14 protein-coding genes are annotated in these 16,476 nt (G+C 62.6%); 13 read left to right on the forward strand and 1 reads right to left on the reverse strand.

The window, feature by feature from the left end; genetic code table 11:
* The first annotated feature begins 17 nt into the window (after positions 1 to 17).
* From VFF99_RS12950 to lpxC, 3 genes are all read left to right on the forward strand, one after another.
* Complete coding sequence (locus VFF99_RS12950; RefSeq protein WP_325018503.1) at positions 18 to 1,745, forward strand: ABC transporter substrate-binding protein; 1,728 nt, start codon at positions 18 to 20, stop codon at positions 1,743 to 1,745.
* Between the two features lie 173 nt (positions 1,746 to 1,918).
* Positions 1,919 to 3,409 (forward strand): glycerol kinase GlpK, encoded by a 1,491-nt coding sequence (glpK, locus tag VFF99_RS12955; RefSeq protein WP_325018504.1) that lies wholly within the window; start codon positions 1,919 to 1,921, stop codon positions 3,407 to 3,409.
* Between the two features lie 113 nt (positions 3,410 to 3,522).
* Complete coding sequence (lpxC, locus tag VFF99_RS12960) at positions 3,523 to 4,458, forward strand: UDP-3-O-acyl-N-acetylglucosamine deacetylase (protein WP_325018506.1); 936 nt, start codon at positions 3,523 to 3,525, stop codon at positions 4,456 to 4,458.
* A gap of 1 nt (position 4,459) precedes the next feature.
* On the opposite strand, the gene VFF99_RS12965 is transcribed toward lpxC, so the two are convergent.
* Positions 4,460 to 4,858, reverse strand: coding sequence for a DciA family protein (locus VFF99_RS12965; RefSeq protein WP_325018507.1), 399 nt, complete (start codon positions 4,856 to 4,858; stop codon positions 4,460 to 4,462).
* 168 nt (positions 4,859 to 5,026) lie between these two features.
* Here VFF99_RS12965 and VFF99_RS12970 point away from each other — a divergent pair, with 168 nt between their 5' ends.
* From VFF99_RS12970 to dnaG, 10 genes are all read left to right on the forward strand, one after another.
* Positions 5,027 to 5,977: a M23 family metallopeptidase gene (locus tag VFF99_RS12970; protein ID WP_325018509.1), complete on the forward strand. Its 951-nt coding sequence runs from the start codon at positions 5,027 to 5,029 to the stop codon at positions 5,975 to 5,977.
* A gap of 173 nt (positions 5,978 to 6,150) precedes the next feature.
* The gene (gene secA / locus VFF99_RS12975) at positions 6,151 to 8,913 is read left to right on the forward strand and encodes a preprotein translocase subunit SecA (RefSeq protein WP_325018511.1); all 2,763 of its coding nucleotides are present in this window, start codon (positions 6,151 to 6,153) and stop codon (positions 8,911 to 8,913) included.
* An 85-nt stretch (positions 8,914 to 8,998) separates the two neighbouring features.
* Positions 8,999 to 9,991 carry a DNA-binding protein YbiB gene (gene ybiB / locus VFF99_RS12980; RefSeq protein WP_325018512.1) on the forward strand — a complete coding sequence of 331 codons (993 nt, stop codon included), beginning with the start codon at positions 8,999 to 9,001 and terminating at the stop codon, positions 9,989 to 9,991.
* Entirely contained in the window at positions 9,975 to 10,745 is a 771-nt protein-coding gene (gene cobA / locus VFF99_RS12985; RefSeq protein WP_325018514.1) for a uroporphyrinogen-III C-methyltransferase, read from the forward strand. The genes ybiB and cobA overlap by 17 nt, the downstream gene beginning before the upstream one ends.
* Before the next feature lie 283 nt (positions 10,746 to 11,028).
* Positions 11,029 to 12,234: a cation:proton antiporter gene (locus VFF99_RS12990; RefSeq protein WP_325018515.1), complete on the forward strand. Its 1,206-nt coding sequence runs from the start codon at positions 11,029 to 11,031 to the stop codon at positions 12,232 to 12,234.
* A gap of 21 nt (positions 12,235 to 12,255) precedes the next feature.
* The gene (locus VFF99_RS12995) at positions 12,256 to 13,410 is read left to right on the forward strand and encodes a YbdK family carboxylate-amine ligase (protein ID WP_325018517.1); all 1,155 of its coding nucleotides are present in this window, start codon (positions 12,256 to 12,258) and stop codon (positions 13,408 to 13,410) included.
* 49 nt (positions 13,411 to 13,459) lie between these two features.
* Complete coding sequence (locus VFF99_RS13000; RefSeq protein ID WP_325018519.1) at positions 13,460 to 14,656, forward strand: NAD(P)/FAD-dependent oxidoreductase; 1,197 nt, start codon at positions 13,460 to 13,462, stop codon at positions 14,654 to 14,656.
* Positions 14,657 to 14,761: 105 nt separating this feature from the next.
* Positions 14,762 to 14,974, forward strand: a complete 213-nt coding sequence (gene rpsU / locus VFF99_RS13005) for a 30S ribosomal protein S21 (RefSeq protein WP_088706764.1) — start codon at positions 14,762 to 14,764, stop codon at positions 14,972 to 14,974.
* Between the two features lie 142 nt (positions 14,975 to 15,116).
* A complete protein-coding gene (locus VFF99_RS13010) occupies positions 15,117 to 15,566 on the forward strand; it encodes a GatB/YqeY domain-containing protein (RefSeq protein ID WP_325018521.1) in 450 nt (149 codons plus the stop codon).
* A 121-nt stretch (positions 15,567 to 15,687) separates the two neighbouring features.
* A partial coding sequence (gene dnaG / locus VFF99_RS13015; protein WP_325018523.1) for a DNA primase occupies positions 15,688 to 16,476 on the forward strand: 789 nt, incomplete at its 3' end.

The raw sequence follows: 16,476 nt of genomic DNA on the forward strand, positions 1-16,476 counted from the left end.
TTAAAACAGGTGGAGATATGAGACTGAAACTGACGGCGTTGGCAGCGGCGGCAATGCTGGCTTCAGGGGCTTCCTGGGCTGACATGAAAGCTGCGGAAAAGTGGGTTACCCAGGAATTTCAACCGTCCAGCCTGAGCAAGCAGCAACAGCTCGACGAACTGAAATGGTTCATCGATGCCGCCGCCAAGCTCAAGGCGAAGGGCGTGACCGAGATCAATGTCGTGTCCGAAACCATCGACACGCACGTCTACGAATCGAAGACGCTGGCCAAGGCCTTCGAGGAGATCACCGGCATCAAGGTCAAGCACGACATCATCCAGGAAGGAGACGTGGTCGAGAAGCTGCAGACCTCGATGCAGTCCGGCAAGAGCATCTACGACGGCTGGATTTCCGACTCCGACCTGATCGGCACGCACTATCGTTATGGCGCGATCATTCCGCTGTCCGATTACATGGCCGGCGAAGGCAAGGAATTCACCAACCCCGGCCTCGACCTGAAGGATTTCATCGGCATCAGCTTCACCACCGCGCCGGACGGCAAGGTATACCAGCTGCCCGACCAGCAGTTCGCCAACCTCTACTGGTTCCGCGCCGACTGGTTCGAGCGCAAGGACCTGAAGGAAAAGTTCAAGGCCAAGTACGGCTATGAACTGGGCGTGCCGCTCAACTGGTCCGCCTACGAAGACATCGCCGAGTTCTTCACCAACGACGTCAAGAACATCGACGGCAAGCGCGTCTACGGCCACATGGATTACGGCAAGAAAGACCCGTCGCTGGGCTGGCGCTTCACCGACGCCTGGCTGTCGATGGCCGGGACCGCCGACAAGGGCATTCCCAACGGCGTGCCGGTCGACGAGTGGGGCATTCGCGTATCGGCGGACAAGTGCAACCCGGCCGGCGCATCGGTATCCCGCGGCGGCGCCACCAATTCACCGCCGGCCGTCTATGCGCTCACCAAGTACATCGACTGGATGAAGAAGTACGCGCCGCAGCAGTCCATGGGCATGACCTTCTCCGAGGCAGGCCCGGTGCCGGCGCAGGGCGAAGTGGCGCAGCAGATCTTCTGGTACACCGCCTTCACCGCGTCCTACATCAAGCCGGGGCTGCCCGTGGTGCATGCGGACGGCAAGCCGAAGTGGCGCATGGCGCCGTCTCCGCACGGTCCGTACTGGAAGACCGGCATGCAGAACGGCTACCAGGACGTGGGCGCATGGACCTTCTTCAAGTCCACGCCGCCGGAGCGCCGCGCCGGTGCCTGGCTGTATGCGCAGTTCGTGACGTCCAAGACGGTGTCGCTGAAGAAGTCAATCACCGGACTGACCTTCATCCGCGAGTCGGACATCAAGCATGACTACTTCACCAAGCATGCCGACCAGCTCGGCGGCCTGATCGAGTTCTACCGCAGCCCGGCGCGCGTGGCATGGACGCCGACCGGAACCAACGTGCCGGATTATCCGAAGCTGGCGCAGCTGTGGTGGAAGAACGTCGCTACTGCAGTCACCGGCGAAAAGACACCGCAAGCCGCGATGGACAACCTGGCCGAGGAAATGGACCAGGTGATGGCCCGCCTCGAACGCGCCGGCATGAAGGCTTGTCCGCCCAAGCTGAACGCCAAGGGCGATCCGAACAAGTGGCTGTCCGACAAGGGCGCGCCCTGGAAGAAGCTGGACAACGAAAAGCCGAAGGGCGAGACAATTGCCTACGAAAAGCTGCTGCAGGCCTGGAAGGAGGGCCGCGCTTACTGATCCGGCAAATCGTCGATAAACTAGATGTATAGGTGGGTTTCGCTTCGCTCTACCCACCCTACCGTCCTTTATATAGAACCGTAGGGTGGGCAGAGCGGAGCGAAACCCACCAGCCAATAAAGAATCACAGGGCAGGTGGCGCGTCAGCGAAACCCATCCTTGGAGACGATCCAGTGACCAAATACATCCTCGCCCTGGACCAGGGCACGACCAGTTCGCGCGCCATCCTGTTCGACCGCGAAGGCCGCATGCAGGGCATTGCGCAGCAGGAGTTCCGGCAGATTTTCCCGCAGTCCGGCTGGGTGGAGCACGACGCCGGCGAGATCTGGCAGAGCCAATTGAGCGTCGCGCGACAGGTACTCGCGCAGCACAACGTGACAGCGGCCGACATCGCCGCCATCGGCATCACTAACCAGCGCGAAACGACAGTAGTGTGGGACCGCAAGACCGGCGAGCCGATCGCCAACGCCATCGTCTGGCAGGACCACCGTACCGCCAGCCTGTGCGACAGCCTGCGCGAGCAGGGCAAGTCCGGCCTGTTCCAGGAAAAGACCGGCCTGGTCATCGATGCATACTTTTCCGGCACCAAGCTCAAATGGCTGCTGGATAACGTCCCCGGCGCGCGAAGCCGTGCCGAGCGCGGCGAACTCGCGTTCGGCACCATCGATTGCTGGCTGATCTACAAACTGTGCGGCGCGCATGTGGTCGACACCAGCAATGCCTCGCGCACGCTGCTGTTCAATATCCACACCCTGCAGTGGGACGAGGAATTGCTTGCCGTCCTCGACATTCCGCGCAGCCTGCTGCCGGATGTCGTGTCCGGCAGCGGTGTGCTCGGCAGCACGCGCGCCGAACTGCTTGGCGGCGCGATCCCGATCGCTGGCATCGCCGGCGACCAGCAGGCGGCTACCTTCGGCCAGGCCTGCCACCGCCCGGGGATGGCGAAGAATACCTACGGCACCGGCTGCTTCATGCTGATGAACACCGGCAAACAGGCGATCACCTCCAAGAACAACCTGCTGACCACCGTTGGCTGGACCATCGACGGGCAGACCGATTACATGCTCGAGGGCAGCGTCTTCAACGCGGGCGCCGCCGTGCAGTGGCTGCGCGACGGCCTGGGCATCATCAAGGGTTCGGACGAAGTCGAGGCGCTGGCCTCCAGCGTTCCGGATACCGGAGGCGTGTTCGTCGTTCCGGCATTCGCCGGGCTCGGCGCGCCGTACTGGGACGCCTATGCGCGCGGGACCATCGTCGGCATCAGCCGGGGCACCACGAAGGCACATATCGCCCGGGCCACGCTGGCCAGCATCGCGTACCAGAGCGCCGACGTGCTCGAGGCGATGCAGAAGGATGCGGCGATCGGCCTGACGGAACTGCGCGTGGACGGCGGCGCTTCGCGCAACGACTTGCTGATGCAGTTCCAGGCCGATGTGCTGGGGGTGCCGGTGGTGCGGCCGGTGGTGACCGAAACCACCGCACTGGGCGCGGCCTATCTGGCCGGGCTGGCGGTGAAATTCTGGGGTTCGAAGGAAGAGATCGCTGCGCAGTGGCAGGTGCAGAAGCGCTTTGAACCGGTCATGTCCGCTGATGAACGCGAGCAACGCCTCTCGACATGGCGGCGCGCGGTGCAGCGCGCCCGGGATTGGGCCGAACCACACTAAGCCGGCGGGTTCGAAGCAGATTCGATGCAGATCGGTGCGAGAAGCGTGGTGTAAGTCCAACAAGATTACAAGGCCTTACAACTGACTGGCGGGTTAGTTGCTATAATTCACCGATGCTTAAACAACGCACCGTCAAACAGCTCGTCAAGACCGTTGGCGTCGGACTGCACTCCGGCACCAAGGTCGAACTCACGCTCCGCCCGGCCGCGCCCGATACCGGCATCGTGTTTCGTCGTGTCGACGTCAATCCGCCGGTCGACCTGCCCGCCACCGCCACCGGCGTGGGCGATACCCGCATGGCATCCGTGCTGGAAAAGCAGGGCGTGCGCGTCTCCACCGTCGAGCACCTGATGTCGGCCTGCGCCGGCCTCGGCATCGACAACCTGTACGTGGACGTCACCGCGGAAGAAATCCCGATCATGGACGGCTCCGCCGCCTCCTTCGTTTTCCTGCTGCAGCAGGCCGGGCTGCAGGAACAGAATGCGCCGAAGAAGTTCATCCGTGTCAAGAAGCCGGTCGAAGTGCGGGAAGGCAAGGGCGCACAGGAAAAGTGGGCGCGCCTTGAGCCTTACAACGGTTTCAAGCTCCGGTTCTTCATTGAATTCAACCACCCGGCGGTGGACGCGACCGGGCAGATCGCCGAAGTCGATTTCGGCGTCGATTCCTACGTCAAGGAAATCGCCCGCGCCCGCACCTTCGGCTTCATGCAGGATGTGGAAACCCTGCGCGGCATGGGTCTCGCCCGCGGCGGCTCGCTGGAAAACGCGATCGTGATGGATGAATACCGCATCCTGAACCCGGACGGCCTGCGCTACGAAAACGAGTTCGTGCGCCACAAGATCCTCGATGCCATCGGCGACCTCTACCTCGTCGGCCATCCGCTGCTGGCCGGTTACGTCGCGCACAAGGCGGGGCACATGATGAACAACCTGCTGCTGCGCGCGCTGCTGGAGCAGCCGGATGCTTATGAGATCGTGAGCTTCGATTCGCTCACCGCCGCGCCCGAGGCATATGCCCGCCAGACCCGGCAGGAATGGGCGTTCAGCTAAGCTAGAGCTTCCCGTGGCGCTTGAGCATGGTGCTCAGCGCCTCCTTCAAGGCCTGGTTCCCAGGCGACTTGTCCAGTGAATCCCGCAGGTTCTCGAACGCCGCCAAGGCCTTGTTCGGCATCTCGATTTCCTTCCTGCGTGTTGTCGTTTCGCCAATCTTTCTAACTTGCACTCTGATACGTATTGCGTTAACCTGCCATCCGCGTTGCAACAAGGAATCTTGCAATTTCGGCAATTGTTGCTTGAGCTTTGCGGCAAGTGCGGCATTCGGCGCACCGATCGTTAACTGATCGGCATCGAACCGCATGACGGAACAAGCGTCAAAAAGCGCGGGGAGTACAGCTGAACACTCCGCCTGCAAAGCACCCAGGCGCCTCACGGCCGGCAAGAGCGCGGCCATCCTGTCGTTTGCGCGCAAAAAGTCGGTAACAGCTGTAACAGTGCTCGCGCCCTTGCGGGACGCGCGAGTAGACTGAGGATGTTGCTGAGAAGAAAGAAATAAGGACGGGCGACGCATGTTCGAACCTTATCACATCACACCTGCGATGGACGAGTCGGAGGAGTAGTCATGCAAATTATTGTGCTGCACCCGCGCTTGAGCGCCAAGACCCTGACGCTGACGCGATGGCACCTGACGCTGCTGTTCCTTGTGTTTTTGTCATCTGTCATTTTCGTCGCCTTCTTCCTGTACTACCTCACCTTCCGCCACGCCGCCGACCTCAACATCCCCTTCGTCCGCGAGGTGCTGGCTACCGCCACCCAGGACGACGCCAGCAAGAAAGACAAGTACGTGAAGGAAAACCTCGCCGCAATGGCGATGAAGCTGGGCGAAATGCAGGCCCAGCTCATGCGCCTGGACGCGCTGGGCGAACGCGTGCAGGGCCTGGCCGGCGTGAAGCCGCAGGAGTTCAATTTCCGCGAGCTGCCGGGGCGCGGCGGCGCCGAACCGTCGAGCCCGCAAGGCAAACCACTGAGCATGAGCGAATTCCAGCAACTGCTGGATGCAATGGCGCGCGACGTCGAACATCGCGCCGACTACATGAACGTGGTCGAATCCGCGCTGATGAGTCACAAGATCAAGTCCAAGCTGCTGCCCACCATCCCGCCCGTCAACGTCAGCTACAACGCCTCCGGCTTCGGTTGGCGCTTCGACCCGTTCACAGGACGGCAGGCGTTCCATGAAGGTATTGATTTCGCGGCGGCGTCCGGTACGCCTATTGTTGCCGCCGCCGGCGGCGTGGTGATTGCATCCGAGTATCATCCGCAATTCGGCAACATGGTCGAAGTCGACCACGGCAACGATATCGTGACGCGTTACGCGCATTGCTCGCGCCTCGGCGTCAAGGTGGGCGACATCGTCCGGCGGGGCCAGCACATCGCGGACATCGGCTCCACCGGGCGTTCCACCGGCTCGCACCTGCATTTCGAAGTGCTGGTGAAGGGCGTCCAGCAGGATCCGCACAAATTCCTGGCCGCTGGCGCCGATCAGGCAAAGATGGCCGCGCTTGCTTCCAAGTAATTCTTTCCGTTGACTTTACAGCGCCAGGGGGATTGTTTCTGCCGGGACCGCCCCCATCTCCCGCTTGTTCGGCCTCCTGGAGGCTGCATGATAAAATCAACAATTTCGCCAAATCGTGTCTCTGCGAGACTGTGGAAGGGCTGGTTTCGCGGCGTCTTAAACAACATTAGAGCATGTCCCTACTGACCCAGATTTTCGGCAGCCGCAACCAGCGGCTGATCAAGCAATACCAGAAGACAGTACGCGAAATCAACGCGCTCGAACCGGCAATGGAGAAGCTCTCCGACGCCGAGCTTCAGGCCAAGACGCCTGAGTTCAAGCAGCGCATCGCCCAGGGTACGACCCTGGACGAGATTCTGCCGGAGGCCTTCGCAGTGTGCCGCGAGGCGAGCCGTCGCGTGCTGAAAATGCGCCATTTCGACGTGCAACTCATCGGCGGCATGGTCCTCCACTACGGCAAGATCGCCGAAATGGGAACGGGCGAGGGCAAGACCCTGATGGCGACCCTGGCGGCTTATCTCAATGCGCTCGCCGGCAAGGGTGTGCACGTGGTGACGGTAAACGACTACCTCGCCCAGCGCGATGCCGAATGGATGGGCAGGCTGTACAGCTGGCTCGGCCTGACGACCGGCGTGAACCTGTCGCAGATGCCGCACGATACCAAGCAGGCCGCTTACGCCGCCGATATCACCTACGGCACCAACAACGAGTTCGGTTTCGACTATCTGCGCGACAACATGGTGTACGACACCGGCGACCGCGTGCAGCGCAGCCTCAATTTCGCCATCGTCGACGAAGTGGACTCGATCCTGATCGACGAAGCGCGCACGCCGCTGATCATCTCCGGCCAGGCGGAAGATCACACCGACATGTACGTCAAGATGAACGCCGTCCCGCCGCTGCTGACGCTGCAGGTCGGCGAGGAAACGCCGGACGGCAAGGGCAAGATCGAGGTGCCCGGCGACTACACCAAGGACGAGAAGTCGCACCAGGTCCTGCTGACCGAGGCAGGGCATGAAAAGGCCGAGCAGATCCTGACAAGCATGGGCCTGCTGCCGGAAGGCGCCTCGCTTTACGATGCTGCCAACATCACGCTGATCCACCACCTGTATGCCGCCCTGCGCGCCCACGTGCTGTTCCACAAGGACCAGCATTACGTGGTGCAGAACGGCGAGGTCATCATCGTCGACGAATTCACCGGCCGCCTGATGGTGGGCCGCCGCTGGTCCGACGGCCTGCACCAGGCGGTCGAGGCCAAGGAACGCGTGAAGATCCAGAACGAAAACCAGACGCTGGCATCGATCACCTTCCAGAATTACTTCCGCATGTACGGCAAGCTGGCCGGCATGACCGGCACGGCAGACACCGAAGCCTACGAATTCCAGGAAATCTACGGCCTGGAAACCGTCGTCATTCCGCCCAACCGTCCGAGCCAGCGCAAGGACCGCCAGGACCAGGTGTACAAGACGGCGCAGGAGCGTTACAACGCGGTCGTCAACGACATCAAGGATTGCTACGAGCGCGGCCAGCCGGTACTGGTCGGCACTACCTCGATCGAGAACTCTGAGCTGATCTCGAACATCCTCACCAAGCACAAGCTCCCGCACAACGTGCTCAACGCCAAGCAGCACGCGCGCGAGGCGGAAATCGTTGCGCAGGCGGGGCGTCCGAAGATGATCACCATCGCCACCAACATGGCCGGGCGCGGTACCGACATCGTCCTCGGCGGCAACGTCGAGAAGCAGATCCAGCTCATCGAAGCCGACAGCAACCTGAGCGACGCCGAGAAGCAGCAGAAGGCCCAGGTACTGCGCGACGAATGGCAGTCCCTGCATGACCATGTGGTGTCGGTGGGCGGGCTGCACATCATCGGTACCGAGCGGCACGAATCGCGCCGCATCGACAACCAGCTGCGCGGCCGCTCCGGCCGGCAGGGCGACCCGGGCTCCTCCCGCTTCTACCTGTCGCTCGACGACCCGCTCCTGCGTATCTTCGCCGGCGACCGCGTGCGCGCGATCATGGACCGCCTGAAGATGCCGGAAGGCGAACCGATCGAAGCGGGCATCGTCAGCCGTTCCATCGAATCCGCGCAACGCAAGGTCGAGGCGCGCAACTTCGACATCCGCAAGCAACTGCTCGAATACGACGACGTCGCCAACGACCAGCGCAAGGTGATCTACCAGCAGCGCAACGAACTGCTCGAAGCGCACGACATGAGCGAGATGATCGCCTCGCTGCGCGCCGGCATGTTCACCGACGTGTTCCGCACTTATGTGCCGGCGGAGTCGATGGAAGAGCAATGGGACATCGCCGGCCTCGAAGCCAACCTCGCGTCTGAATGGCAGCTCGAGGTACCGCTGACCAAGATGCTGGAAGCCGAGCCCGAACTGACCGACGATGAACTGCTCGAGCGCGTGCTGCAGGCCGCGGAAAAGGTGTACAACGCCAAGGTCGAGATCATCGGCAAGGAAGCGTTCGCCGGCTTCGAGCGCAGCGTCATGTTGCAGAGCATCGACACCCACTGGCGCGAACACCTCGCGGCGCTCGACCACCTGCGCCAGGGCATCCACCTGCGCGGTTATGCGCAGAAGAACCCGAAGCAGGAGTACAAGCGCGAAGCCTTCGAACTGTTCGGCACCATGCTGGACCTGATCAAGAGCGAAGTGGTGCGCATCGTCATGACGGTGCGCATCCAGTCGCGCGAAGAGATCGATGCCGCCGAAGCCAACCTCGCGCATGCGCAGGTGGAGAACATGCACTTCGAGCATGCCGACTTCAACCCGAACGCCGCGCCGGAAGAGCTGCTCGCGCCGACGGCGAATGCGGAAGCCGGGCAGCAGCCGATGGTCAATGCGGTGCCGAAGGTCGGCCGCAACGATCCCTGCCCCTGCGGCAGCGGCAAGAAGTACAAGCAGTGCCACGGCAGGCTTGCATAAGATAAGCCGAAGGGGCGATTCAAGACGAAAGGGCAGGGCAACCTGCCCTTTGTCTTTGGTGCGTGCGTCGTAGTACCCTATAGCGATGAACCAGGCACACACCAAGGAACCCTTCGCCGCGGCACCCTTCATCAAGGAAATCGGGCGCGGCAAGAAAGGCGCCCGCAGCATTTCGCGCGAGGATGCATTCCGGCTCTACGGAGCCATGCTCGATGGACGCGTATCCGACCTCGAAATGGGCGGCCTCATGCTTGCCATGCGCATCAAGGGCGAGTCCGTCGAAGAGATCGCCGGATTCCTCGACGCCGCCGAGCAATCTTTCGACATGTTGCCGATGCCGCCGGGCGAGTACGCGCCCGTCGTCATTCCGAGCTATAACGGCTCGCGCCAGATGCCCAATCTCACACCCTTGCTGGCCATGCTGCTCGCGCAACAGGGCGTGCCGGTCCTGATCCACGGCGTGACCGATGACCCTGGCAGGGTGACGAGCGCCGAGATCCTGCGCGAACTCGGCTTGCCTTTCGCCCATTCCGTCGACGATGCAATGCAGGGCTTCGCCAGGCGCGAGCCCGTATTCATGCCGGTCGATGCGCTGGCGCCGCGCATGTCGCGCCTGCTCGCGATGCGGCGCATCCTCGGAGTGCGCAATTCGACCCACACGCTGGTGAAGATCATGCAACCCTTCGCCGGGCCGGCGCTGCGCCTGGTGTCGTACACGCATCCGGAATATTTCGAACTGCTGAGCGCCTATTTCAGCAGCGCCGTGCCGGCGGCGCGCGGCGATGCCTTCCTGATGCGCGGTACGGAAGGCGAAACCGTTGCCAATGCCAAGCGCGCGCAACAGATCGCCTGGTACCACGCGCATCAATGCACTGTGCTGGTGCAAAAGCAGGAGCCGGTCGACGAACTGCCCCCGCTGCCGCTTCAACGTGATGCATCCACCACTGCCGGATGGATCAAATCGGCGCTCGCAGGCCGCGAGCCGGTGCCGGCACCGATCGCGGAGCAGGTGGAACACTGTTTGCATGTAGCAAAGCTCCTACATGCGAAACAGGTGTCACATGGAGAAGCGGGGTAAGGTTGTTCTGGTCGGCGCCGGTCCGGGGGATCCGGATCTCCTGACGATCAAGGCCGTAAAGGCGATCGCGTCGGCCGACGTGATCCTGGTCGACGACCTTGTCAATCCCGCCATCCTCGATCATGCGCGCTTCGACGCACGCATCGTCCCGGTCGGCAAGCGCGGCGGCTGCCAGTCCACGCCGCAGGAATTCATCGAAAAGCTGATGATCAACGAGGCCCGCGCCGGCCATGCCGTCGTGCGCCTGAAGGGCGGCGACCCCTTCATCTTCGGACGCGGCGGTGAAGAGCGCGCGCATCTGGAGGCCGCGGGCATCCCGGTCGAGGTCATCAACGGCATCAGCAGCGGCTTGGCCGCACCGTCGTCGCTCGGCATCCCGCTCACTCATCGCGACTGGAGCCAGGGTGCCATCTTCGTTACCGGCCATGGCAAGTCGGAGGATGCGGAACCGGATTGGGGGACGCTCGCGCGGCTCGACATGACGCTGGTGGTCTACATGGGCGTCGCGCGCTGCAGCGAGATCCAGCAGGCGCTCCTTGCCGGCGGCAAGTCCCCCTTGACCCCGGTGGCCGTCATCCAGGCCGCCACCTCCGCAAATCAGGCGCAGCTGATCACCACGCTCGGCGTGCTGTCCGCCACACTGGCTTCTTCCGGGCTTGGCAGTCCGAGCATCATCGTCATCGGCGATGTGGTCCGCTGCGCACAGCCCCAATTCCTGAACGAAGCCGTGCACCGCAGATATTTCGCCGGTTGATTGCGCAAACAGCAAGCGACGATTCCAGCAGGAATTAATTTTCGGAACTTTTATGTATTTCCCAGGGACAAAGGATTGCAGTCCCCACACGGCTGAACCATAAAAGTATCGATATCAGTCGCCGACTCCAGGGAGGTTTCGGAACTTGTTATCCATGCTCATCGTTCCGATGGCGGTGGCTCGTCGCGCCTGCGCTTGACGAACTCATCGCCGCTGTCGGAGTCCGTCAACTGGTCCTCCTCGCGTCGCGCGATTGCAGGACAAATTCCGATGAGGACACTCCATGTCGTGGACCTTCCCGCTGTTCGATCCATCGCAGCCGCTCCAGTGGAACGCGCTGCTGTTGTTCGGCAGCCTGCTGCTGCTTGGATTGATCGGCGGTCACCTTGTCGCCAAGAATCCGTGGATTCCGCGTATTACCGGCTACCTGCTGGTTGGTTTCGCCGTGGGGGAAAGCGGACTGCAATGGCTGTCCGGCGACCTCCTGAAGCTCGCCAATATCTTTGCCGATATTGCGCTCGCGCTCGTTGTCTACCAGCTCGGCCGCTACGTCGACGTCGGCTGGCTGCGCCATGAACGATGGCTGCTGGCGACAGTCGTGCTGGGCGCTGCTCTCTGCTTTGCCTTCGTCTGGGGAGCGCTGGAGCTCCTGGGCGTGACCCGCCCCCTTGCCATGCTCGCCGGCGTGTTCGCCATCGGTTCTGCTCCCGGCGTGATCATGGTGGTGCTGCGGGATCTTGGCGCCGAAGGACAGGTCACACGAAGGCTGGCGGCGATGACTGCCCTGAACAACCTCGTTGCGCTCGTCGCCGCCTACATGGTGCTGCCCCTGATCGCCACCGAGGCCGACATACCGCTGCAGACCTTGCTGTCCAGTACCGTGTACTCGATATTCGGTTCGGCGCTGCTCGCCTATCTGACCTACCGCCTGATGATGCCGCTTGCGCGCCTGCTGGGGCGCGAGCGCAGCCGCCAGTTCGTGCTGGTGATTGCCATCATCACACTGACCATCGGCGCGGCGCACGCACTCCGCCTGCCGGTGCTGCTGACGATGCTGATCTTCGCCATCCTCTCCAAGAACCTCGACCTCCAGTACGACCTGATGGAACTGGAATTCGGCGTCGCCAGCGAACTGTTCATCGTGATGCTGTTCGTCGTCATCGGTGCCTCCATCGGCATTGCCGACATTGCCACCATTGGCGTATCCGTTGCCGTGCTGGTGGCGGCGCGCTTTGCGGCCATGGCATGCAGCATCTACGCCTTTGCCCGGCCGGCAAGGTTGAAATGGCGGCAGGCCGGACTGCTGACGCTGGGCACGCTGCCGATGGCCGAGGCCAGCCTCGGGCTGGCGCAGATTTCATCGGTCTACCCGCAAACCGCGGCGGCGGTCGCACCCTTGCTGGCCGGGACGCTGATCGTCCTGGAACTGCTGGGGCCGATCGCAACCCAATTCGCATTGATCAAGTCCGGTGAAAGCGGACGCGAGTAACGAACCATTCCGGAGACTTCCATGAACGTCCTGCCCTTCACGACATCGACACCCTTCACGATGGGGATCGAACTCGAACTGCAACTGGTCAACAGGCGCAACTACAACCTCGCAACCGATGCCATCGACCTGCTTGCCTGGATCGAACCGCGCGAGCTGCAGAACCAGATCAAGCTGGAGATCACGCAGGGGATGATCGAGCTGAACTCCGGCATCCACACCCGCGTCGACCACCTGCTCGACGAGCTGAAGGACTTGCGCGGCGCACTCACGCGCGGCGCGCAGCACCTCAACATCGACGTTGCCGGTGGCGGCGCGCATCCGTTCCAGAACTGGAGCGAGCAGCGCATCACGCCGAGCGAGCGTTTCCATCACTTGCACGAGAAGTATGGTTACCTGGCAAAGACCTTTACCGTCTTCGGCCAGCACATCCATATCGGGGTCGCCAGCGGCGACGACGCGCTGTACCTGACGCACGGTTTTTCCCGCTACGTGCCGCACTTCATCGCGCTGTCGGCGGCATCGCCGTTCTACCAGGGCGTCGATACAGCCTTCGATTCCTCGCGCAGCAACGTCGTGCGCGCATTCCCGCTGGCCGGCACCGCGCCGGTGGTGACGCAGTGGAGCGATTTCGAGAAGTACTACGACGAACTGATCGAGCTGGGCATCATCGCCAGCATGAAGGATTTCTACTGGGATATCCGGCCCAAGCCGGAATACGGCACGGTCGAAATCCGCGTGTGCGACACGCCGCTCACGCTGGAGCATGCGGCATTGCTCGGCTGCTACGCGCAGCTGCTGGCGCGCTGGATCCTCACCGAGCGCCCGCTCGAGATCGACGACGATTTCTACCTGCTGTACCAGTACAACCGCTTCGAAGCGAGCCGCTATGGGCTCGACGGAGAAATCGCCCAGCACGGCGAAGACAAGACCGCGCCGGCCGGCAAGCAATCCATCTTCGTCAGCATCCTCGACCGCCTGCAAGACCTCAAGCGTTTCGCGCAGAACGAGGCCGAGGTGCAGGCCCTGAAGCGGCTGCGCCACATCGCCTACGAGCGCCTGAACGATGCAGCCTGGCTGCGCGAAACCTACAAGAAGCGCGGGTCGCTCAATGACGTGATGCGCCTGTCGTCCGAGCTATGGATGCGCAATTCGGGCGCACCGTATTTCCATTGAGACCGGCCGCAGCGCTTACAATCATGGCTTGTCACCAGTCAAGCAAGCCATGTCAAACCAATATGATGTCGCAGTGATCGGAGCCGGCGCCGCGGGCATGATGTGCGCCGCGGTCGCCGGGCAGAACGGCCGCAAGGTCGTGATGATCGATCATGCATCGCGGCTCGCGGAAAAGATCCGCATCTCCGGCGGCGGCCGCTGCAATTTCACCAACCTGCACGCGGGCCCGCAGAACTACCTGTCGGAGAACCCGCACTTCTGCAAGAGCGCGCTGTCGCGCTACACCCCGCAGGACTTCCTCGCGCTCATGAAGCGCTACCGCATTGCCTGGCACGAGAAGCACAAGGGCCAATTGTTCTGCGACGACTCGGCGGAGCAGGTCATCGACATGCTCAAGGCGGAATGCGACAACGGACATGTCGCCTGGCGCATGCCGTGCAAGGTCGAGGCGATTGGCAGGGAAGGGGAGCGCTTCGTGATCGGCACCGATCATGGATCGATCCTGGCGAAGAACCTCGTCATCGCCACCGGTGGCCTGTCCATCCCGAAGATCGGCGCGACTGATTTCGCGTTCCGCATCGCCAAACAGTTCGGCCTGCGGCTGGTGGAGCCGCGTCCCGGCCTTGTCCCGCTCACCTTCGATACCGGCGCATGGGAGCCCTTCGTTCCGCTGGCCGGGATTTCCCTCGAAGTCGGTATCGAGACCGGAGAAAAGAAATCGCGCATGCACTTCCGCGAGGACTTGCTGTTCACGCATCGCGGCCTGTCCGGCCCAGCAGTGCTGCAGATCTCCAGTTTCTGGCGGCCGGGAACGGCGCTGACGCTGAATCTCGTGCCGGAAGTCGATGTCGCGCAAACCCTGGTCGAGGGCAAGACCACGATCCGCAAGAACCTCGGCAACATCCTGTCGCAGTGGCTGCCCTCGCGCCTTGCGGACGGCTGGCTGCAGGCGAACGGCTTCCGCACCGATGCCCGCATCGCCGACCTGCCCGACAAGCAGTTGCGCCGGCTCGGCGAGTCGTTGAACCGGTGGGCCATCGTGCCGAACGGCTCCGAGGGCTATCGCAAGGCCGAAGTGACTTGCGGCGGTGTGGACACGCGCGAGCTGTCGCAGCAGAGCATGATGGCATCGCGGGTACCCGGGCTGCACTTCATCGGCGAGGCGATGGATGTGACTGGCTGGCTGGGGGGGTACAACTTCCAGTGGGCCTGGGCTTCCGGCGTGGCGGCGGGATTGTCCCTATAGCAATCGCGTGCGTTGCAACAGGAATCGGAAGTCGTGCTTTTCAAGGCGGGCGGAGCATGCTATACTCGACGTCTTTCCTACAAATTTCTTGGTTTGTGAGTATACATGACCACCATTCGCATTAAAGAAAACGAGCCTTTCGAAGTTGCCATGCGTCGCTTCAAGCGCACCATTGAGAAGACCGGTCTGCTGACCGAGCTGCGTGCGCGCGAGTTTTACGAGAAGCCGACCGCAGAGCGCAAGCGCAAGCTCGCCGCTGCCGTGAAGCGCCACTACAAGCGCATCCGCAGCCAGCAACTGCCGAAGAAGATGTACTGATTTCGCTGCCGCACGCTCGCGTGCGGTGCTCTTGAAACCCGCTCCGGTGTAGTCCCCGCAGCGGGTTTTGGTGTTTATAGCCTGTCCGTGTCTGTTCGTGCTGTGTGGCGGGTGCGGCGACTGTCTGCAAATGGAGAGAAAAATGGGCCTCAAAGAGCAAATCACCGAAGACATGAAAGCCGCGATGCGCGCCAAGGATAGCGCCAGGCTCGGCACCATCCGCCTGCTGACCGCGGCCATGAAGCAGAAGGAAGTCGATGAGCGCATCGAATTGACCGACGCCCACGTCCTTGCCATCATCGAAAAAATGATCAAGCAGCGCCGGGATTCGATTGCCCAGTTCGAGGCCGGCGGCCGCCAGGACCTCGCCGACACCGAAAAGGCGGAACTCACCGTCTTGTCCGCCTACATGCCGGCTGCCATGTCCGCCGAGGAAATCGCGGCCGAAGTCGCGGCTGCTGTCGCCGCTACCGGCGCGGCCGGGCCCCAGGACATGGGCAAGGTGATGGGCGTGCTGAAGCCGAAGCTTGCCGGACGCGCTGACATGACCGCCGTTTCCGCGCAGGTCAAGACGGCCTTGTCCCAGGCATGACGGCGGCGGGCGGTTGCAAAGCGGCCGTCCTGCCTCCATATTCAATTGGTGCCGACGGCCGCGACAGGTTCTTGCAGCGTCGGCATGATTCCCCGGTACTGTCCCTAACCAAGCCGCCGCCGTGATACCGCAGTCTTTCATCCAGGATCTGCTCAACCGGGTCGATATCGTCGACGTGGTTGGCCGTTACGTGCAGCTGAAGAAGGGCGGCGCCAACTACATGGGGCTGTGCCCCTTCCACAACGAAAAGTCCCCCAGCTTCACCGTCAGTCCGACCAAGCAGTTCTATCACTGCTTCGGTTGCGGCGCGCACGGCACCTCGATCGGCTTCCTGATCGAGTACTCGGGCATGGGCTTCGTCGACGCGGTCAGGGACCTGGCCCAGGGCTGCGGCATGGTCGTCCCCGACCAGGACGACAAAATCCCGCCCGCCCAGCGCGCCCAGCAGCAGGCCCAGTCGATGGCGCTGACCGAAGCGCTGACCAAGGCTAACGACTACTATCGCGCCCAGTTGCGCACTGCCCAGAACGCCGTCGCCTACCTGAAGAACCGCGGCCTGACCGGCGAGGTTGCCGCCCGCTTCGCGATGGGCTACGCCCCCGGCGGCTGGGACAACCTGCGCTCCGTGTTCCCCGACTACGACGCGCTGGCGCTGGTCGAATCCGGCCTGGTGATCGACAAGGTCGACGAGGAAGGCAACAAGCACAAGCGCTACGACCGCTTCCGCGAACGCATCATGTTCCCGATCCGGAACACCAAAGGCCAGGTCATCGGCTTTGGCGGACGCGTGCTGGACGGCGGCGAACCGAAATACCTGAACTCGCCTGAAACCCCGCTGTTCCAGAAGGGCAACGAGCTGTACGGCCTGTTCGAGGCGCGCCAGTCCATCCGCGACGCGGGCTACGTGCTG

The organism is Noviherbaspirillum sp. (genome assembly GCF_035654295.1).
Lineage (GTDB): Bacteria > Pseudomonadota > Gammaproteobacteria > Burkholderiales > Burkholderiaceae_D > Noviherbaspirillum.

Coding starts and splice junctions, on each gene's coding strand:
- VFF99_RS12950 (WP_325018503.1), top strand. CDS start 18: ATGAGACTGAAACTGACGGCGTTGGCAGCGGCGGCAATGCTGGCTTCA.
- lpxC (WP_325018506.1), top strand. CDS start 3,523: ATGCTTAAACAACGCACCGTCAAACAGCTCGTCAAGACCGTTGGCGTC.
- VFF99_RS12965 (WP_325018507.1), bottom strand. CDS start 4,858: ATGGCCGCGCTCTTGCCGGCCGTGAGGCGCCTGGGTGCTTTGCAGGCG.
- VFF99_RS12970 (WP_325018509.1), top strand. CDS start 5,027: ATGCAAATTATTGTGCTGCACCCGCGCTTGAGCGCCAAGACCCTGACG.
- secA (WP_325018511.1), top strand. CDS start 6,151: ATGTCCCTACTGACCCAGATTTTCGGCAGCCGCAACCAGCGGCTGATC.
- ybiB (WP_325018512.1), top strand. CDS start 8,999: ATGAACCAGGCACACACCAAGGAACCCTTCGCCGCGGCACCCTTCATC.
- cobA (WP_325018514.1), top strand. CDS start 9,975: ATGGAGAAGCGGGGTAAGGTTGTTCTGGTCGGCGCCGGTCCGGGGGAT.
- VFF99_RS12990 (WP_325018515.1), top strand. CDS start 11,029: ATGTCGTGGACCTTCCCGCTGTTCGATCCATCGCAGCCGCTCCAGTGG.
- VFF99_RS12995 (WP_325018517.1), top strand. CDS start 12,256: ATGAACGTCCTGCCCTTCACGACATCGACACCCTTCACGATGGGGATC.
- VFF99_RS13000 (WP_325018519.1), top strand. CDS start 13,460: ATGTCAAACCAATATGATGTCGCAGTGATCGGAGCCGGCGCCGCGGGC.
- rpsU (WP_088706764.1), top strand. CDS start 14,762: ATGACCACCATTCGCATTAAAGAAAACGAGCCTTTCGAAGTTGCCATG.
- VFF99_RS13010 (WP_325018521.1), top strand. CDS start 15,117: ATGGGCCTCAAAGAGCAAATCACCGAAGACATGAAAGCCGCGATGCGC.